Below are 23,715 nucleotides of genomic sequence, written 5' to 3' on the forward strand. Positions count from 1 at the left end.
GAATATACATTCTCACAAACCCAAACCGGCGATAGGATACGTTCGGTTCTGGATGGGAAAGAAAAATTGGAAGACATTTTTTCCAGGGATTTTCAGGATCGCACGGAGCAGTCCCCAGTATTGCCGCCCTGTCCTAGGGAAACGCTAATTGATTCTCCCACCCCGGCTCCACCTCCTCACGAAACCTGAAACGGTGACAGCGCGTCATATCCGAACACCAAGTCATCGAGCCGCCCATGCAGCACGTTGTCCAGCCAGAACAGGGCGTCCACGGGCGGCTACGCCGTTCCGCCTCGTAGCGTCGGATCTGGTTGACGTGCAGTAGAGCGGACTCGGACAAGCCTTACCGGGTCAGGCCCAAGGCCTTGCGCAATTGATTAAGTCGTGCAGGGAAGGAACCAACCGGGTAACGATCGAGGCCGGATATTGCCCTTGCCGGGCGAGGCACCGGCCAGCTGGCTGGACGATCCGCTGCGTGCCATCCGATGAAGAGTTTATGCGGATGCGATCCGGCTGGCTACAGCCGGTGAACAGGCCCATAGGGATCGACAGGCTGTCGACCCATGTTCAGCAAGCGCTAGCCGATGAAATTAAACAGCGATAACCCCGACATGATCTTGAACGATTTCTGCGCCGCTTCGAGCGAGGTCTGCTGCTGCGCAAACTGCGACAGGGCCTTGACCATGTCCAGGTCCTGAAGGTTCGACATGGCGGTCTGATACTGGATGTCGCGGTCCGAACCCGCGCTGTCGAGGTAATCGAGTTCCTGCATGCGCGAACCGAACGAGGCGCGCACCGACAGGATGTTGTCGAGCGAGGAACCGAGATTGGCATTGGCCACGCTCAGGCTGTTAGCCAGCTGCGCCTTGCCGCCGGCGCCGATGGTCGGCTGGCGCAGCGCCGCCACCAGGTCGGTGATGGTGGTAAACACCGACTGGTTCACGCTCGGCTGGGTCGTAAAGCTGTCGCCGTTGGCCGGTTCGCCCTTGACGTCGAGCGCCATGCCGTCGAACGCGATCTGCTGCCCGGTCTTGTACGGCTGCGGCGTGGCCACCGCCGGCGGGCGCGGAATCGATTCGTTGGTGGTGGTGTCGGTCACCATGTAGGTCGTCACTGGCGGCGTGGTCGCCGTCACCGCGAAGGTCACGCTGTAATTGTGGCCGGTCAGGGCCGCCTTGTCGGTCACCGTGCCCGGCGAAACCAGGCCCGAACCGGTGTTGCCAGCGGCGGCGCGCGTCTGGAAATCGCCGTTGCCGGTCATGTTGCGCTCAAAGATGACATTGCCGGTTTCGCTCACCGGCATCGTGCGCGACGAGCCGACCTGCAACTGGCGCTGGCCCTGGTCGCCGTTGTACTGGGCGCCGCCGGCGGTCTGCGTGAACGGCTGGGTATTGGCGCGGTGGCCGGCAAACAGGTAGCCGCCCACGCCATCTTCGGTGTTGGCCACGGCCAGCAAATCCTGCATGCGCGATTCGAGGTCGATCGCGATCGCTTCGCGGTCGGGCGGGGTCAGCGAACCATTGCCGGCGTACACCGAAAGGCGCTGGATTTCCTGCATCAGGGTAGTTGCGCTGGTGAGCGCGCCTTCGACCTGCCCCAGCGAACTGTTGGCGTTCATGCGGTTGACCTTGAACTGCTCGTTGACCGAGGCCGACTGGGTCAGTTCGAGCACGCGCGCGGCCGCGACCGGATCGTCGGCGGTGGTCACGAGGCGGCGGTTGGTCGACAGCTGCATTTGGGTCTTGGCCATCTGACTCTGCAAACTGCCGAGCTGACCGATGCCGTTGGCGTAAATGGAGTTGGTGCTGATACGCATGCTGTGTCCCTCGACTGAACTGCTCAATTACATTGACATTGATTAACGGCTGATCGACAGCACCGTATCGAACAAGGTACTGGCCATCTGCATCACCTTGCCGGCCGCCTGGTAGGCTTGCTGGTACTTGAGCAGGTTGGTCGCTTCTTCATCCAGATTCACGCCCGAGACATCCTGCTGGGCTGCCGTGACCTGCTTGAGCAGGGTATCGCCGGCCTGGCCGTTAACCTGCACTTCGCGCGTCTTGTTGCCGACAAAACTGACCAGCTCGGCGTAGGCCGACTGGTAGGTGGCCTTGCCGCCATCCAGGATCGGTTTGGTCTGCAGGTTGCCCAGCAGGCGCGCGTTGCGGTTGTCGGCCGAGCCATTCGTATTGGGGCTGACCGTGAAGGTGTCGCCCGCGACCGGGGTGCCGGCAAACTTCAGGTTGACGCCGCCGAAGTTGTAGTTGGCGCCAGCCGTGAAGGGAATCGAGGGGGTGCCGGCCGGATACGTCGTGGCCACGCCATTCGTGGTGACGGTCACGGCTTGGGTCGCAGGGAAACCCGACAGGCCGGCCGGGGCGCCGCCCACGGTCAGGTTGACCGGCGCCGTCAGTGCATTGCCGGGCGTCAGGTACGACGCGTCGACATTGCCTTCGCTGATGGTGACCGTACCCTTGTTGCTGAGCGGAAGGCTGGTGCTGATCGGGGCCGCCGCGGCAATCGAGTTGCGCTCGTTGACCATCATCGCAAAGTCCGAAGCGCCGTTGATGGTCGGGCGCACCAGGAAGCTGTCGCCCGCCGCCGCGCTGCCGGTGACGGTGAAGGCCACGCCATCGATGGTTTGCGGGCCAGTCTGCGGGAACGGGGTGACCGGGAACGGTTTGTTATCCGACAGGCGGGTCACCATGTAATTGGTGCCGTCGTAGCTGACCTTGTAGTCGCTCTGGGTCAGCGCGGTGGGGTCGACGATGGCCGCCTGCACATCGGTGGTACTGCCGACCGCATTGTTGATATTGCGCCCGACCACGGGCACGCCAACCTTGAAGAAGTCGCCGCCCGGATTGCCGGCGCCATCGATACCGAGGCGGTGCTGCGCGTTAAACGTTTGCGCCAGGCCGATGGCTACGCGGCCGAGCGAATTCTGGGTACGGTCTAGAGTGCCGGAACGAAATTCCATCAGGCCGCCCAGTTCGCCACCCGAGAGCGCACTGTCGGCCAGCACGGTGACTTTGCTGCCGGTCACCAGGCCGACCTGGACCCGGCTCAGATCGGTCGGTGAGGTGGTGGCCGCCAGCTGGAAGGCTTTGTTGCCCACTACCAGCGGCTGGCCGCTGCCGATCGAGACCGTCAGGCTGTTGTTATTGCCGCGCGTGACAGTGGTTTTGACTTCCTTGTTCAGATCGGCGATGAGCTGGTCGCGCGCATCCATCAGGTCGTTCGGCTCGTTGCCGGTACCGGTGCTGAGCTGGGCGATCTTGTCGTTGAGCTGGCCGATTTGCTGCGCATAGGAATTGATGACGCCAACCTTGGCCGTGATTTCACTGTTGACGCCCTGGCGGATCTCGGTCAGGCGGTCATCGATGCCCTGGAAGCGCGACACCAGCGATTCGCCATTCGACAGCACCGCCTGGCGCGACGCGGCCGACGACGGGTTCGAGGCCATGTCCTGCACGCCCTTGAAAAAATCCTGCAGCGCCGGCGAGAGGCCCGACGTGGTGTCGGACAACAAGTTGTCTACCTGGCTGATCTGGGAATAAAAGGCGTCGAGCGAGCTGACCTGGGTCTGGGCGGAACGCACCTGGCCGTTCAAGAAACTGTCGGAATAGCGCTTGATCTGCTCCACTTCGGTGCCGCTGCCCATGAAACCATAGCCATAGCCCTGGGCGATGCCACTGGCCTGGACCACCGTCTGGCGGCTGTAGCCGGCCACATTGGCGTTGGCGATATTGTGTCCGGTCGTGGACAAACCCACTTGCGCTGCGAACAAACCGGTCTTGCCGATGTTGAGGAGATTTCCAGACATGATGTGGTTTCTTTCCTTGAATAACTCTATCTACGGCAGATTCTGGAGAAACTTGAGCCGGGCCGCGCTAGGCCGGGCCGCGCTAGGCCGGGCCGCGCTAGGCCGGGCCGCGCTAGGCCGGGCCGCAACAGGCCGGGCCGCGAATGGCCCCACCGCCTCAGGCCGGGCCCCACCCGGCCGCCCAGGCCGGTCAGGCCAGATTGCGCTGGATAATCTTGGTCAGCTTGGCCGCATACAGCGGATCGGTGGCGTAGCCGGCCTTTTGCAGGCCATGGGCGAAACCGGCCGCATCCTGGGAGTTGGCCAGCACTTTCTCGTAGCGCGGGTTATTCGTGATCAGTTTCGCGTAATCCTTGAAACTGTCGGCATACGAATCGTAGGCGCGGAATTTCTCGACCCGGGTCTGCGGCTTGCCGTTCACGTACTCGGTTGTAACCGCCGTGGCAACCTTGCCAGTCCAGCCAGGGCCGGCCTTGATGCCGAACAGGTTGTGACTGGTGCCGCCGTCGGCATTGCGAATCTCGCGCTTGCCCCAGCCCGATTCGAGCGCGGCCTGGCCCAGCATGAATTTGGCCGGAATGCCGGTGGCGCGCGAGGCTTCGTCGGCATGGGCGCCGAGTTTTTCCTGGAACGCGCGCACGTGCGGCGACTGCGGCCGCCCGCTCGCGCTCACGCCCGGCACGGATGGCGTCGATGGCATCGATGGCATCGATGGCGCCGCCGGCGTGAGCAGCGCGCCAGGCGACTTGACCATTTCGCCGGCATCGCGCCCTGGCGGCATGGCGATGCGCCTGGCGGGCTGGTCGCCGGCAATCGCTATCGGCTGGGCCGGCTGGGCCAGCACATCGCCGTTGATCGCCAGCGCCTGCGCATTGGCGGTCTGGGTGCTCAGCTGGCGGATCAGCACATCGGCCAGGCCGACCCCGCGCTTGGCCAGGTTTTGGCTCATCTGCTGGTCGAGCATGGTGGTGAAGGTCTTGGTTTGCTGGCTGTCGAGCATGCCTTCGCCCTGGGGCGTGGCGTCGCGCATGCTTTTCATCATCATGTTGATGAACATCGCCTCGAACTGGGTCGAGGCCGTTTTCAGCGCCTCCGGGGAGCCGGCCTTGGCCGACTGCTTGAGCCCGCCCAGGGCATTGGTGTCGAGGGCAAGCTTGCTACTCAGGTCGTTCGATGGGCCGATCATGATGGCGTCCTCAGATGATTTCGAGTTCGGCGCGCAGCGATCCGGCCGCTTTGAGCGCCTGCAGGATCGAGAGCAAGTCTTGCGGCGAGGCTCCGATGGCATTCATGGCCTTGACCACTTCGGCCAGCGACGCGCCGCCCTTGACCATGACCACCTTGCCCGGGTCTTTCTTGACTTCGACCTGGGTATTCTGGGTGACCACGGTCTGGCCGCCCGAGAACGGCCCCGGCTGGCTCACTTGCGGATCGGAACTGATCGTCACCGACAGGTTGCCGTGCGAAATCGCGCAAGTGTCCAGGGTCACGGTCTGGTTCATCACCACCGAGCCGGTGCGGGCGTTCATGATGACCTTCGCGGCCAGCTTGGACGGGTTCACTTCCAGCCCTTCCAGGATGCCGATGAAAGCGACCCGCTGGTCGCTCGACGAAGGCGAGCGCACGCGGATCACGCGCCCGTCGAGCGCGGTGGCGATATCCGGGCCGAAATGGTTGTTGATCGCTTCGACCACCCGGGCCACGGTGGAAAAGTCGGTGGTGTTCAGTTCCAGGCGGATCTGGTTGTTCTCGCCCAGGTTCGAGGCGACGGCGCGCTCGACCGTGGCGCCGCCCGAAATCTTGCCCACCGAAAGATGGTTGACCTGGACCTGCGCGCCGCCAGCCTGGGCGCCGACGCCGCCGACCAGCACATTGCCCTGCGCCATGGCGTAGACCTGGTTATCGGCCCCTTGCAGCGGCGTCATGATCAGGGTGCCGCCGCGCAAGCTCTTGGCGTTACCGATGGACGAGACCGTGATATCGATGGTCTGGCCAGGCTGGGCAAACGCCGGCAGCGAAGCGGTCACCATGACCGCGGCCACGTTCTTGAGCTGCAGGCTGGTGCCCGGCGGCATGTTCACGCCCTTGGCTTGCAGCATGGAGACGATCGACTGCACCGTGAACGGGGTCTGGGTGGTCTGGTCGCCGCTGCCATCGAGGCCGACGACGATGCCATAGCCGCTCAGCTGATTCTGGCGCACGCCGGCGATCGTGGTCAGGTCCTTCAGGCGTTCGGCCTGGACGGCCTGCGGCAGCAGGGTCAGCGACAAAGCCAGGGCAGCGGTTTTCAGGAATGCACGCATGAATATTCCGATCAGAATGGCAGCAGGGACTGGAAGAAACGCGACACCATCGCCGTCACTTCGGCGCGGTCGATCTGGCTGTTGGTGCGGTACTCGACGCGCGCATCGGCCACCTGGGTCGACGAGACGGTGTTGCCGCTGCCAATGTTGTCAGGGCTGATCATGCCGGAGAAGCGGATGAACTCGATGCCCTTGTTCATGGCGACCTGCTTCTCGCCGGCCACGATCAGGTTACCGTTCGGCAGCACCTCGGTGACGGTCACGCCGATGGTGCCGGTGAAGGTGTTGCTGGCGCTCTGGTTGTCCGAATCGGAAAACTTGTTGGCGCCCTCGACCCCTACGGAAGCGCCGAACACACCCTTGATCACGCCGGGCGCGGCGAAGCTGGCCGAGCCGGACTTGTTGCCCGAGCTGGCGCCGGCTTTCACGGCCGAGGTTTTCTCGATGATATTAATGGTCAGCATGTCGCCGATGTGGCGCGCGCGGCGGTCTTCGAACAGCGGACGGTACTGGGAACGCTGGTAGATGGCGCCATTGGCGGGCGCGCTCTCCTCGGCCATGAGGGGACGTGCGCTGGTGGGCCGCTGCACGATCGAGCTTGGGGTGGCGGCGCAACCGGCCAGCGCCAGCAGGGAAACGATGAGGAAAGGCTTCATGAATAATCTCCTGAGGGCTTAGAGCTGCGACAGTTTTTGCAGCATCTGGTCGGACGTGGTGATCGCCTTGCTGTTGATCTCGTAGGCGCGCTGGGTCTGGATCATGTTGACCATTTCCTCGACCACATTCACGTTCGAGGTTTCCACGTAGCCTTGCAGCAGCACGCCGGCGCCGTTGGTGCCCGGGGTATTGGTGTTGGCATTGCCCGAGGCACCGGTTTCCACGTACAGGTTTTCGCCTTTCGACTCCAGTCCGGCCGGATTCACGAAGGTGCTCAGTTGCAGGCTGCCGATCTGGGATGGCGCATTGGTGCCCGGCAGGGTCACCGAGACGGTGCCGTCGCGCCCGACGGTGAGCGACTGGGCATTGGCCGGCACCGTAATGGCCGGCTGGACCACGAAGCCGGACGAGGTGACCAGCTGGCCGTTGGAATCGCTCTGAAACGAGCCGTCGCGGGTGTAGGCGGCGGTACCGTCCGGCATGAGCACCGAAAAGAAACCGGCGCCGTTGACCATCACGTCTTTCGAGTTGCCGGTCTGCTGGGGATTGCCCTGGGTATGGATACGTTCGACCGCGACGGCGCGCACGCCGGTACCGATCTGCTGGCCCGACGGCAGCTGGGTTTGTTGCGAGGATTGGGCGCCTGGCTGGCGGACATTCTGGTACAGCAAATCTTCGAACACGGCGCGGCTGCGTTTGAAGCCGTTGGTGCTGACGTTGGCCAGGTTATTGGTGATGACGTCCAGGTTGGTCTGCTGCGCTTCCAGGCCGGTCTTGGCGATAAAAAGGGAACGAATCATGGTCTTCTCCAGTAACGGCGGCCGGCGAACATCGCCACGCACCGATCAATGAAGAGATTATGCGCGCCCTTGTGTTATCCCAAAGCGAGGATCTGGGTGGCTTTCGCCGCGTTGTTCTCGGCATTCTTCATCAGGCTCATTTGCAGTTCGAACGAGCGGGCCAGGGAAATCATGGTCACCATGGCATCGACCGGGCTGACGTTGGAGCCTTCGAGGGCGCCGCCGGCCACCGCCACTTGCGGGTCGGCCGGGGCGGCGCTGCCGTTCTTGAGGCGGAACAGGCCATCGTCGCCGCGCACCAGGTCCTGCTCGGGCGGGTTGACCAGTTTCAGGCGGCCCAGCACGGTGGGCGCACCCGGCTTGGTGGTGGTGGCGATGGTGGAAATGGTGCCGTCGCCGCCGATGGAGACGGACACTTCGGGCGGTACGGTGATGGGGCCGCCGTCGCCCTGGATGGTGAAGCCGGCGGTGTTGGTGAGCAAGCCATTTTCATTCATCTGCAGGGCGCCGTTGCGGGTGTAGGCTTCGGTACCGTCGGGCATTTGCACGGCGAGGAAACCTTTGCCCTTGAGGGCGACGTCGAGGTCGCGCCCGGTCAATTGCAGGGGACCGGAAGAAAAATCGGAGCTGACGGTAGCGTTGACCACGAAGGCGCGCGTGGGCAGGGGCAGGTTTTCACCGACGATCGGCACGGCGCGGAAAGCATCGATCTGGGCCCGGAAACCAGTCGTGGTGACGTTGGCCAGGTTGTGCGAGGTGGTGGCCTGCTGCTCCAGGATGTGCTTGGCGCCGCTGGCGGCTGTGTAGATGAGTCTATCCATGATTTTTCCTTAAAGCGTGCCCTACTGCGTTCCACCACTACTAATCGTTCCCGCACCACCACCGTCGTTCAACCCCTAGCCCGTCGTTCCCGCCTTCGCTGGAACGACGAGCTAGCTATTAACGCAGGTTGACCAGGGTCTGCAACACCGAATCCTGCGTCTTGATGGTCTGCGCATTGGCCTGATAAACCCGCTGCGCCGTGATCATATTGACCAGTTCCGCCGTCAGGTCCACGTTCGAATTCTCCACCGCCGACGCCTGCAAATTGCCGAAACTGCCAGAATTCGGCGTACCGATCAGCGGCGAACCCGAGGTTGGTGTTTGCGCCCACGCATTGTTACCCAGCGGTTGCAGCCCGTTCGGATTGGAAAAATTGGCCAGCACGACCTGTCCCAGCGGACGCGATTCGCCATTACTGTACTGTCCCAGGATGGTGCCGTCGGGACCGGCCGAGAAACGCTGCAGGCTGCCGGCCGTATAGCCGTCCTGGCTCGACAGCTTCTCTTCCGTAGCGTCGCCGTACTGGGTCGAGCCGGCGAAATGCAGGTCGAATTCGATGGTCGGCTTGGCACCGGTCAGTGGGAATACCGGCAACTCGATCTTCAGCGGCAGGGTCTGCGGCGCCATGGCGGCATTGCTCAGCACCCCATTGACGTCGAAATTGAGGTGACCGACGCTCACACCAGGCACCTTGACGGCGGCGGCGATCAGCTTGTCGATCTCGGCCGGCGTGGTGCCGGGGATGCCGCCGGCGCTGGTGGCGGCCGTGGTAATGGCGGTCTGCTGGGCCGGCGTGGCACCGGCGGTGCCGGCGGCAGCGGCCACGGCGGCACCGGCGGCGGTGGCATAGGCGGCGGCAGCGGCGGCCATGTTACCCGGCGGCACGCTGGTGGCGGCGGTCTGGAAGGCGTCGCGCGCGGTACCGGCGGCAGCATCGGTCTGCGCGGCGGCGGCGACGGCCTGGTTGGTCATTTCGACCCCGTCCGAGCCGACGTACACATCCCACGAGCCGGGGCCGGTCTTGACGTAGTAAGTCGACATCACGTGCGAATTGCCCAGGCTGTCGAACACGTCGATCGAGGTCTGCTTGTTGTACGTTTCCGGATCGGTCGCATCGAAGGGCACGGTTTTTGGCAGCGGGCTGCGCGAATCGAGGTTGAGCTTGGTATCGACGCGCGACGTTTCCAGCGGATTCATGTCGCTGTTGTCGATCTTGAGGGGAATCGGCGAACCGGTCAGGATGTTGCCGGCCTCGCTGACGCCATAACCGGTCAGTTTGGCGCCCTGGGCATTGACCACGAAACCGTTCTTGTCGAGCGAGAACTGGCCGTTGCGCGAATACTGGACGTCGCCGTTGACATCGGTGCGGAAAAAGCCGGCACCGTTGATGGCGATGTCGAGCGGGTTGTTCGAGCTTTCGATATTGCCCTGGGTGAACTGCTGGGCGATCTGCGCCACTTTCACGCCGATCCCGGCCTGGTTGCCGCCGGCGCCATTGAGCGAATTGGCGTACACGTCGGCAAACTGCGCCTGCGAGCCCTTGAAACCGACGGTGCTGGCGTTGGCGATGTTGTTGCCGATAACGTCGAGCGATTTGGCTGCGCCATTCAAGCCGCTAAGTCCTTGTTGAAACGACATGGTGTTTCTCCTAAAAAGTATAAGTAGTAGCGGCTTGGTTACAGAATTTGCTTGACGTCGCTCATTGCCACGACGCCCCGCGAAGGCAGATTCAGTTTGACGCCATCCTTGGCGCTGGTGGTGACGCTGGCGACCGTGTCGAACGACAGGGCCTTGGCATCTTTTAAGACTTCACCGCCGCGCTCGGCGACGACACGAATCAGGTAATTGCCATCCTTGAGGGCGATCGGTTTGCCGGCCGCATCGAGTTTGGTCGGGTCGACCACGCCATCCCAGGCAATCGGCACGGTGCCGGCCGGCTGCTGGCCGAGGTCGATGGTCTGGATATCCTTGCCGGTCTTTGGGTCGGTGATGATCATCTGCACCTTGTCGGCCGCGCTGTCCAGGTTGACGCCCATGATGCCCTTGCCGCCGGCCAGGGTCACGCCATTGCCGCCCACCAGCACGCCGTGGCCGATCAGGTTGGCCGCCTGCAAGCCTTCCGACGACTGGTAGCTCGACTTGAGCGATTCCATGGTCGTGTTCAGCTTGTTGACGCCGGTGACCGTCGACAGCTGGGCCAGCTGGCTGGTGATCTGGGCATTGTCGAGCGGATTCATCGGATCCTGGTTCTTGAGCTGGGTGACCAGCAGGGTCATGAACTTGTTGGTGTCCGCCTCGACGCTGCCTTCGACCGCCTTGGGCTTCTTGGGATTGACGGAATTGAGCAAGTCTTGCGACATCACGGGTGCATTGGAATTGACGGTTGCCATGGCGGTTTCTCAGTTTATTACTCAGGTTATTGACCGATGGTCAACGTTTTCATCAACAGCGACTTGGCCGCGTTCATGGTTTCGACATTGGTCTGGTAAGAACGCGAGGCCGACAGCATGTTGACCATCTCGTCGACGACGTTTACGTTCGGCATGGCCACATAACCCTTGTCGTCGGCCATCGGATGCTTGGGGTCGTACACCTGCTTGAGCGGGGAAGGATCTTCGATCACTTCGCGCACTTTCACGCCGGTGCCGCCGCCGTCGGTCGGAACCGCCTCGAACACGACCTGCTTGGCACGGTAAGCCTCGCCGCTGGCGCTGGTGGCGCTGTCGGCGTTGGCCAGGTTGCTGGCGGTGGTGTTCAGACGCTGGGCCTGGGCGCTCATGGCCGAGCCGGATACGTTAAAGATATTAAATAGCGACATGATTACTGGCCTCCCTGGATTGCCGTGCTCATGCCGCGGATTTGCATGTTGATGAAGGTCACCGCCGCTTCGTAGCGCAGGGCGTTGTCGGCGAACTGGTTGCGCTCGACATCCATGTCGACCGTGTTGCCGTCGACCGCGCCCTGGGCCGGGGTGCGGTACAGCAGCGGGGTGCCGTTCGCCAGCACGTCGCCCTTGAGGGCGCCGGTCGGCATATGGGCCGGGGCGGTTTGCTTGAGCACGCCGGCCGGCGGGGTGGTCTTGGCCATTACGCCTTGCAGGGCGCTGGCGAAGTCGATATCGCGCGCCTTGTAGTTAGGCGTATCCGCATTCGCGATGTTTGACGCCAGCAATTCCTGGCGTTGCGAGCGCAGGCTCAGGGCCGTCTCGTTAAAGCGCATGTAATCGTCGAGTTTGCCAATCATGTCGTGCTCCGCATCTGTCGACTGCCTCCGGGTGGGCGGCAATGTACTTGTGATGACAGGAAGAATCATACGGGCCGTGCTGCCGGCCCAATCGAACGATAAGGAACACCAAAACACGGCTATTCGGAAGTTCGGCAACGTCGCGTGAAGTCTATGATGCTCTCATTCCTGAAAGCAATCTATATGAAAATCGCCCTGATTACTGCCTTCTTGCTTGCCTCCCAATGTTGCTTCGTGCCAAAAGCCGCCGCCCAGGCAGCGGCCACCCCGGCGCTGGCGCTGCAGGACCCGGCCGCGTTAAAGCGCGTGGCCGAAGCGTTTCTGCAAGCCCAGAGCGCGGCGCTGGCGGGGGAAGTGACTGTCACGGTCGGCCCCATCAACCAGCGCATGAGCCTGGCTTCTTGCCCTGCGCCCCAGGCATTCCAGCAGCCGGGCGCACGCACTTGGGGAAAAACCACGGTCGGCGTGCGCTGTACTGCGCCGGTCGCGTGGACGGTGTATATTCAGGCCCAAGTGAGCGTGGTAACGGACTATGTGGCCACCGCGGTGCCGCTGGCGCAGGGCCAGACAATTGAGCAATCGCAATTAGTGTTTCTCAGAGGAGACATTTCAGCATTGCCCAACGGGATCGTCACCGACATGGCGCAGGCTGTCGGACGTACCAGCACGGTGTCGCTCGCCTCGGGTGCGCCCTTGCGCCTCGACGCCCTGCGCGGCAAGCCGGTGGTGCAGCAGGGACAGCTGGTCAGGGTGGTATCGACCGGCAACGGGTTCCGGGTCTCGGCCGAAGCGCGCGCGATCGGCAACGCCAGCGATGGCCAGGTGGTTCAGGTCCGGACCCCGGCCGGCGCCATCCTCAGCGGCGTGGCCAAGGCGGGCGGACTGGTCGAAGTAGTGTTTTAGGCAAGGGGTTCAAACTCCCGCCGGAAAGCGCTAAAGTTTACGACGCGAGCGCCGTTACTTACGCAGACCCTGGAGGTTTTACCGCTCCGCCCAGAGAAGGATAATGCTGTGAAAATTAACGATACCCTAAAGAGTAACCCCGGCCTGCCGGCGGCCAGTACGCCCGCGGCCAATGCCAAGAGCACCGAAAAAGCCAGCAGCAGCGCGCCCGCCAGTTCGGACAGCGTCAAGCTGTCCTCGCAGGGCCAGGCCATGGCCAGCGCGGTGGGCAACAACAATGGCGTGTTCGACACCAAGAAAGTCGAGCGCATCAAGCTGGCGATTGCCGACGGCCAGTTCCAGGTCAATTCCGAGAAGGTGGCGGATGGCTTGCTGGACACCGTGCGCGATCTGCTGCATTCCCGAAATCGCTAACGGCGCCGGTTTTCCGGCGATACCACGACCATGTCCACAGCCAGCCCGAGCACAACCCTGCCGCAGGAACTTGCCTTGATCTTTTCCGCGCTGGAATTGATGACGCAGGAACAGCAACTGCTGGTCAACGCCGACACGGCCGGCCTCGACGAGCTGACCCCGCGCAAGGCGCAGGTGGTGGCCGAGATGGCAGCGCTGGCGCGGCAACGGCACCAGAGCCTGGCAGCGGCCGGTTTTGCGGCCGACGACAGCGGCATGCAGGCGTGGGTGGAAGCCAGCGGTGCGGCGGATGCCTTGTCAGGCTGGCAAGCATTGCTGAGCAAGACGCGCGAAGCCAAGGAATTGAACCGTATCAACGGCATGCTGATCAATAAGCAACTGTCTCACACCCAGGGCTTGATCAATGCGATGCGCACCCCGACCAGCGGTGGCGAGGCGGCCGTGTACGGCCCGCGCGGCCAGGCGGCGCCGGGCGGACCATCGAAGCGCTACGTGGTGGGCTGAACGCCCTGCCCTTGTCTGTTGTGCTGACTGAACGGTCGCCGGATGCGGCCGTTTTGCCGTTCTTGCCCGGCTGACGCCAGCGCGCGCTGGCGCTGGCGGGGCACATCAGAGCCGAAGTTCGGCAAGCATCTTCACGATAGGCATCGACTTCACATACTCCGGGTACGTCGACGCAAGGTACTCGCGCATAGCGTGTTCGCGGTCGCTTACCTTCAAGGAGAAACGTCTGTCGAGGACATTCACGCGAATGTCGCCAATATAGGTGATCGCGTTTGGAGCCACCTTGAACTTGTTCGATGCATGCAGCCATGCGAACATTGGATACACCTCGATTTTGCTCCACATATATTCGCCGGCATCGAATGCAATGACAACATACCGTTCTTCGGGTGTCGCGAACACGAAACCTTTCGGTCCGAGCATATTTTCCGCGAATCGATTTCCGAATGTAGATTCGCCGGCGAAATCCAGGAAACCGAGGCGAGCGTTGACGTTCGACCGGATTTTTAAAACAAGCAAACCCTGATTCGGCTTGAGTTCCTGCCCATCAACGGCACGCGGCGTAAAGGCGCATCCAGTCAGGCTCCCCAGAATCCAAACGAAGAAAAGTGCGACGACAAGACGCAACGGGTTGCTGTGAGGTTTCATTGGCGAGCGCAGGGTGGGGAGAGGGGCGCAATTCTACCATCCGCGCCGTGCCTAGCTGCAAATAAAAATGCATTTTATTAAGTTTATATTCATAATAACAACAACGGCTTGCTCTTGAAAACAGCTTTTCCGGTACGCCGGGGCGCGGAAAGCGGCGCTCCACCTCCCCGTCGCCGCCAGGATCACCAGAATTATTAGGATATGGTTGCCGATATCGACATCTATTTTCTTGGAAACGCCGCCTTCACGGTGTAGTGGTATTCCACCGTTGCCTGATACAAAGTGTATTCGTTTTCACCAATGATGAGGCCCTCCGCCACCTGCGACTTGAGCACCTCGCCCACCACCGAGGGCCCGTTGTCGGACTATCTGGCGTGAGCGAGCTGGACAAATCGCCGGTAACAGAACATCGCCCCCAGCCCGGCATCGAAAAGACGACGGTCAACACGACGAACACACCGCGTCTGCTTCTTGGTTCATGGCGATGGGATGGCGATGACGAGCACGGCTACGGAAAGCCCGGACTTTGGTGGACAACCTTGCCACCGACAACTGTCTGCAACACCTTGATGTCGGCGATTTCCTCGTCCGGAATCTGGAAGAAATTACGGTCCAGCACGATCAGATCGGCCAGCTTGCCCACTTCCAGCGAACCCACCTGCCCTTCCTGGCGCAGGGTATAGGCGGCATTCATCGTGGCCGCGCGCAACACGGCGGCGCGCGGCATGCCGGGCGCCGGACCAAGCTTGCCCGCAAACTCGGGGCCGGCTGCCGGCGAGTTGGTGCGGGTGACGCCCACCTTGAGCGCGAACCATTGGTCGAGCGCATCGACCGGCCAGTCGCTGCCGAACACCACACGCGCGCCCGCATCGAGCAGCAGCGACTGCGGCTGCAGGATCGCGTAGCGCTGCGGACCCAGATAATCCTTCAGCCCGGCCACCGTGTCCGGCGCCGGTTTGGCCCACTGGAACGAGAGCACCGCGCTCGCATCGAGCGCGGCAAAGCGGCCGAAGTCGGCCGGGTCGACAATTTCGGCATGCGCCAGCGCCGGGCGGGCATCCTTGCCGGCGGGCGTGGCGCGCAGGGCCTCGATGGCGTCGAGCGTTTCGCGCACCGCGCCGTCACCGTCCACGTGCACGTGGGCATCGATGCCGGCCGTGGCCAGAGCGCCGAGGATGGCTTTCAGCGCGGCGGGCGGGAAATAGGCCGGCGGCCCCTTGCTGTCGCCCGGCACCCAGTGCGGATGCTGCGGCGTGCCACGGTCGACATAGTACGGCGCGACCATGGTGCCGGTCAGGGCCGGCGCGGCGATCACGCCATCCATGTACAGCTTGGCGTGACGCACGCGCATTGACGGGGCGATGCCGTTCTTTTCCTGGTGATAGCGCTTGACCATCTTGAGCACGGAGGCCACCGCGCGCGCCGGATCGGCGCCATCTTCGGTGGCCACTTCGGCGGCGAAATGGGCGCGCGCGCTCAGCTTGCCCTGGCGCTCGATGGCGGCAAAGGCGGTGAAGATTTCCTGGTCGCTGCTGGCGTCGAGAAAACTGGTGACGCCCTGGCGCGCCAGCGCTTGCATGGCAAACGTGGCGGCGGTGATGTTCTCGGCCGGGGTGGTCTTCGGCAGCAGCTTGTCGACCAGGTCCATGGCCGCGTCTTCCAGCAGTCCGGTCGGCTCGCCAAAAGCGTTGCGCGCGATCTTGCCGGTGGCCGGGTTGGGCGTCGAGCGCGTGATGCCGGCCATTTGCAGGCCGCGCGTATTGACCAGATTGGAGTGGCCGAACGAGGAGCGCACCACGATCGGGCGCGCGGTGTTGATGGCGTCGAGCGTGGCGCGGGTGGTTTCCACGCCGGCTGGCAGCATGCTTTGCTGGAACCAGTTGACCACCTGCAGCCATTCCTTGATGCCCTTGGTACGGCTTTCCTTGTCGACGCAAGCCTGGATGCGCGCCTGGAACTGGGGCACGGTCAGCGCTTCGTAGTTCAGATTGCAGCGCAGCAGGCGCTTGCCGCCGGACAGGGGATGGATGTGGGCGTCGATCAGGCCCGGCATGAGCATGCGTCCCTGCAGGTCGATGAGTCGGGTGCCCTTGCCGGCCAGCAGGGCGGCGCCAGTGTTGTCGCCTACGTAGACGATGCGCCCGGCGCGCACCGCCAGGGCTTGCTGCACGCTGTCGCTGGCGTCCACGGTGTAGACGTAGCCGTTGCGGTAGATGGTGTCGGCCATGCCGGACTCTGCGGCCTTGGCCTTGGGCGCGGCCACTGCCGGCGTAGCGCCGCCGAGCAGCAGCGCCAGCACGGCGGCGCAGGCGGCGCCGGCGGCGCGCGCAACAACGGGTTCCAGCACCATCGTGGCGCTGACGGGCAGCGCGCGGGTTTCGGTCATTCTGCATCCCTTTCTGTCGGATTGCGGTAAGTGGCGTTGGCACAGAATACACTTTGCCCGGCGTGTTTCCTATATCTGCCGCTAAACACGGCAGGACGAACGCAACGCAGCCCCTCGCCTATCAGTTGCTTCAAGCTGGGCATGAGCGAGCTCGATGACGAGGACAGGTGCTGCTTGATTTATACCGAGCAGGCTTGCACCGCATAAAATTCCAATAAGAAATCCCTCTTTCCACAAGCTTGATTTCATTGAGGAAATTGTGCGAAAACACATTTTTTTGTGTCCCTGGCGATACGTTCAGAATTTGCTCAAACGACAAAATTTCCGTTGAATATGTATGTCCTGTGAAAGTGCGCCATGTAACGATGGGTTGTTGAGGCAGTTTCTAGCCCGGCACTCAAGAACAAGCACATTCACTCACGGAGAACTGTATGAACTGGAATCACTTGGTTAAAGCAAGCGTCGGTATCGTAGCAGCAGCAGCCTGCCTGGCAGCCCAGGCGGGGTCGAACGGGGTGACTGTCAGCCTGAGTCCCGAAAAATCCTCGCTCGGCAAAGAAGACGATGTCGTCATGCGCGTTACCATCACCAACACCTCGTCCAAGCCGCAATACGTGCTCAAGTGGCACACCCCGTTTGCCGGCGTCGAGGATCATCTGTTCGACGTGACCCGCGACGGCGTGGATGTCCCTTACCAGGGCCGCCATTACAAACGCCCTGCCCCGACCGCCAAGGATTACTACCTGCTCAAGCCGGGCGCCTCGCACACGGCCAAGGTGGAGCTGTCGGCCATGTACGACATGAGCGTGACGGGCGACTACTCGGTGCGCTACCACGCCGCCTCGCTCAACCTGTTCAACTCGACCTCGGACGACGACAACAGCGTGAACGCGCGCCAGGGCGAGCGCGAGATCGGCGAGATCGCCTCGGCGCCGGTATCGCTGTGGATCGATGGCCGCCTCGAGCGCGGCACCGTGGTGGCCGACCCGTTCGAGATCGCTGCCAAGCAACAAGCCGCGGGTCCGGCCGGCGTCTCGTTCGCCAGCTGCAGCTCGTCTCAGCAGACGACGATCAACTCGGCCATGTCGGCCGCCAAGAACATGGCCAACGGCAGCGTCAATTACCTCAACAACGGCCTGCAGGGCACGCGCTACAAGAAATGGTTCGGCGCCTACACCTCGGGACGCTACTCGACGGTCAAATCGCACTTTACCAACATCAAGAACGCGCTCGACAGCAAACCGATCGTGGTCGATTGCAGCTGCAAGGAATCCTACTACGCCTATGTGTACCCGACGCAGCCGTACAAGATCTACGTCTGCAACGCGTTCTGGTCGGCACCAACGACCGGCACGGATTCCAAAGGCGGCACCCTGGTGCACGAGCTGAGCCACTTCAACGTGGTCGCCGCCACCGATGACTGGGCGTACGGCCAGTCGGCCGCCGCCAGCCTGGCGACCAGCAACCCGACGAAAGCCGTCGACAATGCTGATTCGCACGAATATTTCAGCGAAAACACCCCGTCGCTGCCATAAGCAGACGATGGAACAAAAACAGCCTGGCAGCGCAAGCGGCCAGGCTGTTTTTTTATCGTTCCGGAGGTCTGCCGCCTGCTTTTAATTGCTCATTCGAGCTCTGACCCCGATTAACGATTAAGAAATGTTTCGAGTCAGAGCTCCGACCCCGGTTAAGAAAGATTTGGGCGGAGTATTATTCTTCGGCCGGCTGCGCGACATGGGTATGCGTGAACACCGTCGACGCCGGCTTCATCGCCACCGGATTATCCAGCTGCTGTAAGTCAAGCACGTAACTGCCGGTATGGCTGAGCCGGTAGCGGCGCTTGCCTGGGAGGAAGTCATACGCGCCCGTGATGTCGATCGTGTTGCGTAGCACGCCGTTCGGCTCGACCTTGATGTAGTCATCCGGTCCCGGCGGCGCGCGCTTGACCATCGGGCCGATGTAATTGACCGGTGCCGCACTGCCCGCCACGCTGATGTCGAACTCCGGCCCGAACAGTTGCTTGCTCTGGTAGGTGACCTTCCACAGGTAGATCGGCTGCGCCGTCTTGTTGCTCACCGTCAGGGTTACCAGCACCTTGCCGCCGCGCGACGCCACCGCGACTTTTTCGCTCACGCCAACCATCGGGTTATCCTTCGCATAGGCCAGCCCCAGCGCCATGATCATCAACACGCCCGCCAGTGATCGTTTCATCGCCATGCTCCTTGTTCTCGTCAGCCCGGCTGCGGCTCTCGATCGGCGGGGCCGGGTCGCCCGCCTGTGCCGTTCTCAGCCATTGTGCCTCGTTTCGCGCATCAGGCCAGCCCGGTTGAATCAACGGGTCGGAATCTCGGTCGTGGTATCGGGTAGCGCCGACAGGATCGTCACCGCCACGCGCCGGTTGCGCGCGCGGCCTTCGGGCGTGTCGTTCGATGCCACGGCGATGTTGGCGCCGTGCCCCACCACCGTGAGCCGCTCGGCGCCCACGCCGCTGTCGATGAACAGGCGCACCACGCTGCTCGCGCGCACCGCCGACAGTTCCCAGTTCGACGGAAACAGCGCATTCCTGATCGGCGTCGGGTCGGTATGGCCTTCGACATGCACCGCGTGCGGGTCGTCCTTGAGCAGCACCGCCAGCGCGCGCAGGGCCTGGTCCGATTCCGGCGTGAGGGTGGCGTCGCCCGGGTCGAACAGCACGCTGGCATTGATCTCGACGCTCACGCCGCGGCTGTTTTGCGTCACGCGCACCTTGCCTTCCCTGACCAGCGGCGCCAGGGTCGAGGTGAGCTTTTGCGCGAGGCTGGTCAGGCGTTCCTTTTCGCGCCGCATGGCTTCGGCGCGCCGTTTGATGAGCGGGTCGGGCAGCACGATCAGCTGCGGCACATTGCTGCTGGCGACACTGGCCGTGCTCTGGTCCTTGCCGCCGAAAGCGTCGCCCAGCGACACCGAAAACACCTTGTATTTGCCTTCGTTGACGACCGAAATGGCGTACATCACAACGAAAAAGGCGAACAGCAGGGTGATGAAATCGGCGTACGAAATGAGCCAGCGTTCGTGATTTTCGTGCTCGGCTTCGTACTTTTTGCGTGCCATGGTCAGGGCCGCGAGAGCAGGCAGGCGACGCGCTCTTCGATCACGCGCGAGTGGTCGCCGCTGGCGATGTCGTGAAAGACGTCGGTGAGGATTTCGTACTGCGTCACCCGTTCGGCGACGATGGTCTTGAGCTTGTTGGCGATCGGGTAGAAGAACATATTGGCCAGTCCGACGCCATACACGGTCGATACGAAGGCCACCGCGATGCCGCTGCCCAGCTTGGCCGGGTCGCTCAGGTTTTCCATCACGTGGATCAGGCCCAGCACCGCGCCCAGGATGCCGATGGTGGGCGAATAGCCGGCCGCCGACTCCCAGATTTTCACCGCTTGCCGCTCGCCGAATTCGTAGGCCGTCACTTCCATCTCCAGCAGGCTGCGCAGCTTGTCGGGGGCGATGCCGTCGACCACCAGGCGCAAGCCTTTTTGGACGAATTTATCCTTGTTGACGGCCATGTACTTTTCCAGCGAGAGCAGGCCATCGCGCCGCGCATGCAAGCCCCAGACGGCGATTTCGCGCGCCAGCCCGGCACGCTGGCTGGGGGGCGGCGAAAACACCCAGCGCAGCATGCGCACCCCGCGCATGAAGGTCGCCGCTTCGCTTTGCAGCAGCACGGCGCCGGCGGTGCCGATGACGACGATGGCAAACGCCGCCGGCTGCACCAGGGAGGACAGCTTGCCGCCCTCCAGCGCCTGGCCGATCAGCAGGCCTGACAGCGCCAGGAAGATTCCCGCTACGCTGGCCCGGTCCACGCCTGCTCCTTCAAGGACGCCCGCAGGCGCGCGACCGCCTGGGTGTGCAATTGCGACACGCGCGATTCCGATACACCCATGACGGCCCCGATCTCTTTCAGGTTCAGTTCTTCTTCGTAGTACAGGCCCATGAGGATTTTTTCGCGCGGCGGCAAATTGTCGATGGCGTCGATGACGGCATGGCGGAAGTCGCCGTCGAGCAGGCTGCGCAGCGGATCGGCATCGTCCACCGCATAGCGGTCCAGGAAGCTGTCGTTGCCTCCTTCGTTGTCGTGGAAATCTTCGTAGTACACCAGCTGGTGGCCGCCGCCGTCGGTCAGCATGTCCTGGTAGTCGGCCAGGGAGAGCTTGAGGCTCTTGGCGACTTCGGATTCGGTGGGCGGATGGCCGAGCTGTTGCTGCAGGGTGCTCATCGCCGTTTCGATCTTGCGCATGTTCTGGCGCATCGAGCGCGGCAGCCAGTCGCTGCTGCGCAATTCGTCGAGCATGGCGCCGCGGATGCGCAGCACGGCATAGGTCTCGAACTGGGCGCCGTGGGTTTCCTCATAGCGGGTGATGGCGTCGAGCAGGCCGATCATGCCGGCCTGGATCAGGTCGTCCACTTCGACGCTGGGCGGCAGCTTGGCCTTCATGTGGTGGGCGAGGCGCTTCACCAACGGCATGTGCTCCGTCAGTAGATGGTTCTTGTCCGCTTTCCCTTTGACGGTGTACATAGTTATCAGTATGTTTTAAGAACCAAAATGGGAAGTCCCCCCTGTCCTGCCAAGTTGCGGCATGGCCGTCAGGGCAAAGCGCCCCGCCAGCTGGCGAAATGCCACCGACGCGCCGGCCAGCGGGAACGCATCGACCACGGCCCGGCCCAAGCGCGCGGCCCGGTGCAGGTATTCGTCCGCCGGGACCGAGCCCATCGAGGTGAGCTGTACGGCAAGGTAACGACTTGCCGCAGATGACATATTATCGTATACCACCTTCGCTTCCGCTTCGGATGCGCCCGTTACCAGAATTCCGAACGGACGGCGCCCCAACTGTTGCGAAAGTCGCTTGATAAGGGCGTACGCGGCCGTGATCGAGGCGGCGCTGGTGGAGACCTGGACCACGATTTCGGCGCTGTCCATGACCGGCACCGGAAAGGTGTCGTCGTCGCCGAATTCGCCGTCGACGATGACGATGCCGGTCTGCTTGACCAGCACGTCGAAGGTCTTGGCCAGGCGCCGCGCTTCGTCCGGTCCGCCGCGCGCACGCGCCATGCTGACCACGCCGAAGCCCTGCGGCACCTGGTGGATGATCTGGTTCAGCGCGCACTGCTGGCGCGCCACTTGCAGCAGGCTGGCGCGGTCGGCCACGCCTAAGCGCTGGGCCACGCCGTATTCGCGGTCGCAGGCGTCGACGATGAGCACGTCGTTGCCGGCCCGGGCCAGCGAGGCGCCCAGGTTGACCAGCATGGCGCCCTTGTCGTCTTCGGGCGTGGCCGACAGGAAGGTGACGATGCGCGGCTTGGGGCCGGCCAGCATCCGGCGCAGGCCTTCGGCCTGGTCGAAATCGAAGTGATTAGCCAAGGGACACCTCGCGCAGGCTGCGGTCGTTGCGGGCGGTGCTGGTATTGGCCATCACCAGCGGCAGTTCGGCGTCCGAAAACTGGGTGGCGGCGGCATCGCGCTTGAGGCGGAAGGCGCGGTCGACCAGCATGTTGCGGTCGGCCAGGTGCAAGTCTTCCGGCACGCGCTGGCCGTTCGAGACATAGAACAGGTTCAGCTTCTGGCGGATCACGACGTCGAGCACGTTGCCGATCGAGGCCGCTTCGTCGAGTTTGGTCATGATGCAGCCGGCCAGGCCGCTGCCCTGGTAGGCGCGCACCACTTCGTTGAGGGTTTCGTTGGTCGAGGTCGAGTTCAGGCACAGCAGGCGCTTGACGTCGGCGCCGGTCTCGGACAGCATCGCCACCTGTTCGGCCACGTTCTGGTCGCGCTGGGACACGCCCACGGTGTCGATCAGCACGGTGTGCTTGTTGCGCAGTTCTTTCAGGGCGATGCGCAGGTCCGATTCATCCTTGACCGAGTGCACCATCACGCCGAGGATCTTGCCGTAGATGCGCAGCTGTTCGTGGCCGCCGATACGATAGGCGTCGGTGGTGATCAGGGCCAGCTTTTCCGGGCCGTGGCGCATCACGCAGCGCGCGGCCAGCTTGGCGGTGCTGGTGGTCTTGCCCACGCCGGTGGGGCCGACCAGGGCGAACACGCCGCCCTTTTCCAGGATTTCATCTTCGTTCGAGATGGTGCTCAGGTTGCGCGCGAGGACGGTTTTAATCCAGCGCAGGCTGTCGGCGGCATCCTTGCCGGCCGGGAGTTTTTCGATCAGGTAGCGCGACAGGCTGGCCGAGAAACCGGCGGCCAGCATTTCGCGCAGCACGCCGGCTTTTTGCGGCTCGCGCTGCTGGGTGGTGCCCCAGGCGATTTCGGCCAGTTGGCTTTCCATCAAGCCACGCATGGCGCGGATTTCATTCATCATGCCCGACATTTCGGCGCTGGCGCTGTCCTTGGCCTGATTCATGGCTTGCTGCATCATCGACGACATTTGCGAGGCCATCATCGACATGTCGAACGATTCCGGCGCGGCGTAGGCCGGGACTGGCGTGGGCGCGACACGGCGGTTGGCGTAGGTTTCGGGCGGGATCGACAGCGATGGGCGCGGCTGGGCCATCTCGGATTCGTGGGCGGGCGACGAGATCGAGGCGACGTCGTCGCTGGCGAGGGCGAGGATTTCGACCACGCCGTCGACCGGACGGTTGGACAGAATGACGGCGTCGGGCCCGAGCGCTTCGCGTACTTTACGCAGTGCGTCGCGGGATGTTGCAGCCGTAAATTTTTTGACATTCATCGCCAACTCCTGGGGTTCCTGCTGGGTGCGCTCACATGAGGCACTGACAGGATCCATTATTGACGATGCAGTTTGGAAACGATCGAGGGAGAAGGACGGTAAAAGGGGTTCATTTCGGTGGAGCTGCCGCGCACGTTTGATCGGGACAGGATTACCGGCATTCTGCTTGGTCCAGTATGGCGGGATGGATAAGCACAGCTATGTATATATTCTGGCCAGCGCCCGCTATGGCACCTTATATATTGGAGTGACATCGGACCTCGTTCGGCGAGTATGGGAGCACCGCCACGGCGTGGTCGAAGGTTTCACCAAACAGCACAAAATCAGCAGGCTGGTCTGGTACGAAACACACGGCGACATCATGGAGGCCATCAAGCGGGAGAAGCAGCTCAAGAAATGGGAACGTGCCTGGAAGGTGAAGATGATCTCGACGGGCAATGCGACGTGGCGGGATCTGTACGACGATTTCACACCGTGAAAAAGGCCGCAACCCGACTTT

General features: G+C 62.8%; 25 protein-coding genes. 6 read left to right on the forward strand and 19 right to left on the reverse strand.

The genetic code is table 11. The annotated features are described in order from the left end of the window. Window positions 1–189, forward strand: a 189-nt coding sequence (locus RBA40_RS19600; RefSeq protein WP_306649441.1) for a hypothetical protein, incomplete at its 5' end; no start/stop codon positions are given. 388 nt (window positions 190–577) lie between these two features. Here RBA40_RS19600 and flgL read toward each other — a convergent pair. The 11 genes from flgL to flgB form a co-directional block, all read right to left on the reverse strand. After that, window positions 578–1,816, reverse strand: coding sequence for a flagellar hook-associated protein FlgL (flgL, locus tag RBA40_RS19605; protein ID WP_306649442.1), 1,239 nt, complete (start codon window positions 1,814–1,816; stop codon window positions 578–580). Window positions 1,817–1,858: 42 nt separating this feature from the next. Continuing rightward, window positions 1,859–3,823 carry a flagellar hook-associated protein FlgK gene (flgK, locus tag RBA40_RS19610; RefSeq protein ID WP_306649443.1) on the reverse strand — a complete coding sequence of 655 codons (1,965 nt, stop codon included), beginning with the start codon at window positions 3,821–3,823 and terminating at the stop codon, window positions 1,859–1,861. 190 nt (window positions 3,824–4,013) lie between these two features. Then, complete coding sequence (gene flgJ, locus RBA40_RS19615; RefSeq protein ID WP_306649444.1) at window positions 4,014–5,009, reverse strand: flagellar assembly peptidoglycan hydrolase FlgJ; 996 nt, start codon at window positions 5,007–5,009, stop codon at window positions 4,014–4,016. Window positions 5,010–5,019: 10 nt separating this feature from the next. Beyond that, window positions 5,020–6,126 (reverse strand): flagellar basal body P-ring protein FlgI, encoded by a 1,107-nt coding sequence (locus RBA40_RS19620; RefSeq protein WP_306624267.1) that lies wholly within the window; start codon window positions 6,124–6,126, stop codon window positions 5,020–5,022. A gap of 11 nt (window positions 6,127–6,137) precedes the next feature. Further along, entirely contained in the window at window positions 6,138–6,782 is a 645-nt protein-coding gene (locus RBA40_RS19625; protein ID WP_306649445.1) for a flagellar basal body L-ring protein FlgH, read from the reverse strand. An 18-nt stretch (window positions 6,783–6,800) separates the two neighbouring features. After that, on the reverse strand, window positions 6,801–7,583 hold the full coding sequence (flgG, locus tag RBA40_RS19630; RefSeq protein ID WP_306649446.1) for a flagellar basal-body rod protein FlgG: 783 nt from the start codon (window positions 7,581–7,583) through the stop codon (window positions 6,801–6,803). A 74-nt stretch (window positions 7,584–7,657) separates the two neighbouring features. Further along, window positions 7,658–8,404, reverse strand: a complete 747-nt coding sequence (flgF, locus tag RBA40_RS19635) for a flagellar basal-body rod protein FlgF (RefSeq protein WP_306649447.1) — start codon at window positions 8,402–8,404, stop codon at window positions 7,658–7,660. A 118-nt stretch (window positions 8,405–8,522) separates the two neighbouring features. Then, on the reverse strand, window positions 8,523–10,043 hold the full coding sequence (locus RBA40_RS19640; protein ID WP_306649448.1) for a flagellar hook protein FlgE: 1,521 nt from the start codon (window positions 10,041–10,043) through the stop codon (window positions 8,523–8,525). A 38-nt stretch (window positions 10,044–10,081) separates the two neighbouring features. Beyond that, a complete protein-coding gene (locus tag RBA40_RS19645) occupies window positions 10,082–10,795 on the reverse strand; it encodes a flagellar hook assembly protein FlgD (RefSeq protein WP_306649449.1) in 714 nt (237 codons plus the stop codon). 26 nt (window positions 10,796–10,821) lie between these two features. Further along, a complete protein-coding gene (gene flgC / locus RBA40_RS19650) occupies window positions 10,822–11,223 on the reverse strand; it encodes a flagellar basal body rod protein FlgC (protein WP_306649450.1) in 402 nt (133 codons plus the stop codon). Between the two features lie 2 nt (window positions 11,224–11,225). Further along, complete coding sequence (gene flgB / locus RBA40_RS19655; RefSeq protein ID WP_099875574.1) at window positions 11,226–11,648, reverse strand: flagellar basal body rod protein FlgB; 423 nt, start codon at window positions 11,646–11,648, stop codon at window positions 11,226–11,228. Between the two features lie 183 nt (window positions 11,649–11,831). Between flgB and flgA the strand changes: the two genes are divergently transcribed. The 3 genes from flgA to RBA40_RS19670 all read left to right on the forward strand — a co-directional run bounded on the left by flgA (window position 11,832) and on the right by RBA40_RS19670 (window position 13,469). Beyond that, on the forward strand, window positions 11,832–12,551 hold the full coding sequence (flgA, locus tag RBA40_RS19660) for a flagellar basal body P-ring formation chaperone FlgA (RefSeq protein WP_306649451.1): 720 nt from the start codon (window positions 11,832–11,834) through the stop codon (window positions 12,549–12,551). Window positions 12,552–12,659: 108 nt separating this feature from the next. Beyond that, complete coding sequence (gene flgM / locus RBA40_RS19665; protein WP_306649452.1) at window positions 12,660–12,965, forward strand: flagellar biosynthesis anti-sigma factor FlgM; 306 nt, start codon at window positions 12,660–12,662, stop codon at window positions 12,963–12,965. Between the two features lie 30 nt (window positions 12,966–12,995). Beyond that, the gene (locus RBA40_RS19670; RefSeq protein ID WP_306649453.1) at window positions 12,996–13,469 is read left to right on the forward strand and encodes a flagellar protein FlgN; all 474 of its coding nucleotides are present in this window, start codon (window positions 12,996–12,998) and stop codon (window positions 13,467–13,469) included. A 105-nt stretch (window positions 13,470–13,574) separates the two neighbouring features. Here RBA40_RS19670 and RBA40_RS19675 read toward each other — a convergent pair whose 3' ends face one another. Both RBA40_RS19675 and RBA40_RS19680 read right to left on the reverse strand, forming a co-directional pair. After that, window positions 13,575–14,117 (reverse strand): hypothetical protein, encoded by a 543-nt coding sequence (locus RBA40_RS19675; protein WP_306649454.1) that lies wholly within the window; start codon window positions 14,115–14,117, stop codon window positions 13,575–13,577. A gap of 508 nt (window positions 14,118–14,625) precedes the next feature. Further along, window positions 14,626–16,503 carry an amidohydrolase gene (locus RBA40_RS19680; RefSeq protein WP_306649455.1) on the reverse strand — a complete coding sequence of 626 codons (1,878 nt, stop codon included), beginning with the start codon at window positions 16,501–16,503 and terminating at the stop codon, window positions 14,626–14,628. Window positions 16,504–16,934: 431 nt separating this feature from the next. Between RBA40_RS19680 and RBA40_RS19685 the strand changes: the two genes are divergently transcribed. Beyond that, window positions 16,935–18,038 (forward strand): M35 family metalloendopeptidase, encoded by a 1,104-nt coding sequence (locus RBA40_RS19685; protein ID WP_306649456.1) that lies wholly within the window; start codon window positions 16,935–16,937, stop codon window positions 18,036–18,038. A gap of 175 nt (window positions 18,039–18,213) precedes the next feature. On the opposite strand, the gene RBA40_RS19690 is transcribed toward RBA40_RS19685, so the two are convergent. The 6 genes from RBA40_RS19690 to flhF form a co-directional block, all read right to left on the reverse strand. Beyond that, the gene (locus RBA40_RS19690) at window positions 18,214–18,714 is read right to left on the reverse strand and encodes a hypothetical protein (protein WP_306649458.1); all 501 of its coding nucleotides are present in this window, start codon (window positions 18,712–18,714) and stop codon (window positions 18,214–18,216) included. Between the two features lie 120 nt (window positions 18,715–18,834). Next, window positions 18,835–19,593, reverse strand: coding sequence for a flagellar motor protein MotD (gene motD, locus RBA40_RS19695; RefSeq protein ID WP_099875569.1), 759 nt, complete (start codon window positions 19,591–19,593; stop codon window positions 18,835–18,837). 2 nt (window positions 19,594–19,595) lie between these two features. Then, window positions 19,596–20,342: a flagellar motor protein gene (locus RBA40_RS19700; protein WP_306649459.1), complete on the reverse strand. Its 747-nt coding sequence runs from the start codon at window positions 20,340–20,342 to the stop codon at window positions 19,596–19,598. Beyond that, entirely contained in the window at window positions 20,324–21,055 is a 732-nt protein-coding gene (locus RBA40_RS19705) for an RNA polymerase sigma factor FliA (RefSeq protein ID WP_099875567.1), read from the reverse strand. The genes RBA40_RS19700 and RBA40_RS19705 overlap by 19 nt, the downstream gene beginning before the upstream one ends. 15 nt (window positions 21,056–21,070) lie before the next feature. Continuing rightward, on the reverse strand, window positions 21,071–21,853 hold the full coding sequence (locus tag RBA40_RS19710) for a MinD/ParA family ATP-binding protein (RefSeq protein WP_374710523.1): 783 nt from the start codon (window positions 21,851–21,853) through the stop codon (window positions 21,071–21,073). Between the two features lie 37 nt (window positions 21,854–21,890). Continuing rightward, window positions 21,891–23,216: a flagellar biosynthesis GTPase FlhF gene (flhF, locus tag RBA40_RS19715; RefSeq protein WP_306649461.1), complete on the reverse strand. Its 1,326-nt coding sequence runs from the start codon at window positions 23,214–23,216 to the stop codon at window positions 21,891–21,893. Between the two features lie 184 nt (window positions 23,217–23,400). Here flhF and RBA40_RS19720 point away from each other — a divergent pair, with 184 nt between their 5' ends. Then, a complete protein-coding gene (locus RBA40_RS19720) occupies window positions 23,401–23,694 on the forward strand; it encodes a GIY-YIG nuclease family protein (RefSeq protein WP_306649462.1) in 294 nt (97 codons plus the stop codon). The last annotated feature ends 21 nt before the right edge of the window (window positions 23,695–23,715 follow it).

The organism is Massilia pseudoviolaceinigra (genome assembly GCF_030846505.1).
Classification (GTDB): Bacteria; Pseudomonadota; Gammaproteobacteria; order Burkholderiales; family Burkholderiaceae_D; genus Telluria_A; species Telluria_A violaceinigra.

Excerpts from the sequence above, each read along its gene's own strand:
- RBA40_RS19640 (WP_306649448.1), bottom strand. The coding sequence starts at position 10,043 with ATGTCGTTTCAACAAGGACTTAGCGGCTTGAATGGCGCAGCCAAATCG.
- RBA40_RS19685 (WP_306649456.1), top strand. The coding sequence starts at position 16,935 with ATGAACTGGAATCACTTGGTTAAAGCAAGCGTCGGTATCGTAGCAGCA.
- flgL (WP_306649442.1), bottom strand. The coding sequence starts at position 1,816 with ATGCGTATCAGCACCAACTCCATTTACGCCAACGGCATCGGTCAGCTC.
- RBA40_RS19620 (WP_306624267.1), bottom strand. The coding sequence starts at position 6,126 with ATGCGTGCATTCCTGAAAACCGCTGCCCTGGCTTTGTCGCTGACCCTG.
- RBA40_RS19625 (WP_306649445.1), bottom strand. The coding sequence starts at position 6,782 with ATGAAGCCTTTCCTCATCGTTTCCCTGCTGGCGCTGGCCGGTTGCGCC.
- motD (WP_099875569.1), bottom strand. The coding sequence starts at position 19,593 with ATGGCACGCAAAAAGTACGAAGCCGAGCACGAAAATCACGAACGCTGG.
- flgA (WP_306649451.1), top strand. The coding sequence starts at position 11,832 with ATGAAAATCGCCCTGATTACTGCCTTCTTGCTTGCCTCCCAATGTTGC.
- RBA40_RS19680 (WP_306649455.1), bottom strand. The coding sequence starts at position 16,503 with ATGACCGAAACCCGCGCGCTGCCCGTCAGCGCCACGATGGTGCTGGAA.
- flgC (WP_306649450.1), bottom strand. The coding sequence starts at position 11,223 with ATGTCGCTATTTAATATCTTTAACGTATCCGGCTCGGCCATGAGCGCC.
- RBA40_RS19675 (WP_306649454.1), bottom strand. The coding sequence starts at position 14,117 with ATGAAACCTCACAGCAACCCGTTGCGTCTTGTCGTCGCACTTTTCTTC.
- flhF (WP_306649461.1), bottom strand. The coding sequence starts at position 23,216 with ATGAATGTCAAAAAATTTACGGCTGCAACATCCCGCGACGCACTGCGT.
- RBA40_RS19690 (WP_306649458.1), bottom strand. The coding sequence starts at position 18,714 with ATGAAACGATCACTGGCGGGCGTGTTGATGATCATGGCGCTGGGGCTG.
- RBA40_RS19705 (WP_099875567.1), bottom strand. The coding sequence starts at position 21,055 with ATGTACACCGTCAAAGGGAAAGCGGACAAGAACCATCTACTGACGGAG.
- flgB (WP_099875574.1), bottom strand. The coding sequence starts at position 11,648 with ATGATTGGCAAACTCGACGATTACATGCGCTTTAACGAGACGGCCCTG.
- flgF (WP_306649447.1), bottom strand. The coding sequence starts at position 8,404 with ATGGATAGACTCATCTACACAGCCGCCAGCGGCGCCAAGCACATCCTG.
- RBA40_RS19670 (WP_306649453.1), top strand. The coding sequence starts at position 12,996 with ATGTCCACAGCCAGCCCGAGCACAACCCTGCCGCAGGAACTTGCCTTG.
- flgG (WP_306649446.1), bottom strand. The coding sequence starts at position 7,583 with ATGATTCGTTCCCTTTTTATCGCCAAGACCGGCCTGGAAGCGCAGCAG.
- RBA40_RS19645 (WP_306649449.1), bottom strand. The coding sequence starts at position 10,795 with ATGGCAACCGTCAATTCCAATGCACCCGTGATGTCGCAAGACTTGCTC.
- flgJ (WP_306649444.1), bottom strand. The coding sequence starts at position 5,009 with ATGATCGGCCCATCGAACGACCTGAGTAGCAAGCTTGCCCTCGACACC.
- RBA40_RS19710 (WP_374710523.1), bottom strand. The coding sequence starts at position 21,853 with ATGCTGGCCGGCCCCAAGCCGCGCATCGTCACCTTCCTGTCGGCCACG.
- RBA40_RS19720 (WP_306649462.1), top strand. The coding sequence starts at position 23,401 with ATGGATAAGCACAGCTATGTATATATTCTGGCCAGCGCCCGCTATGGC.
- flgK (WP_306649443.1), bottom strand. The coding sequence starts at position 3,823 with ATGTCTGGAAATCTCCTCAACATCGGCAAGACCGGTTTGTTCGCAGCG.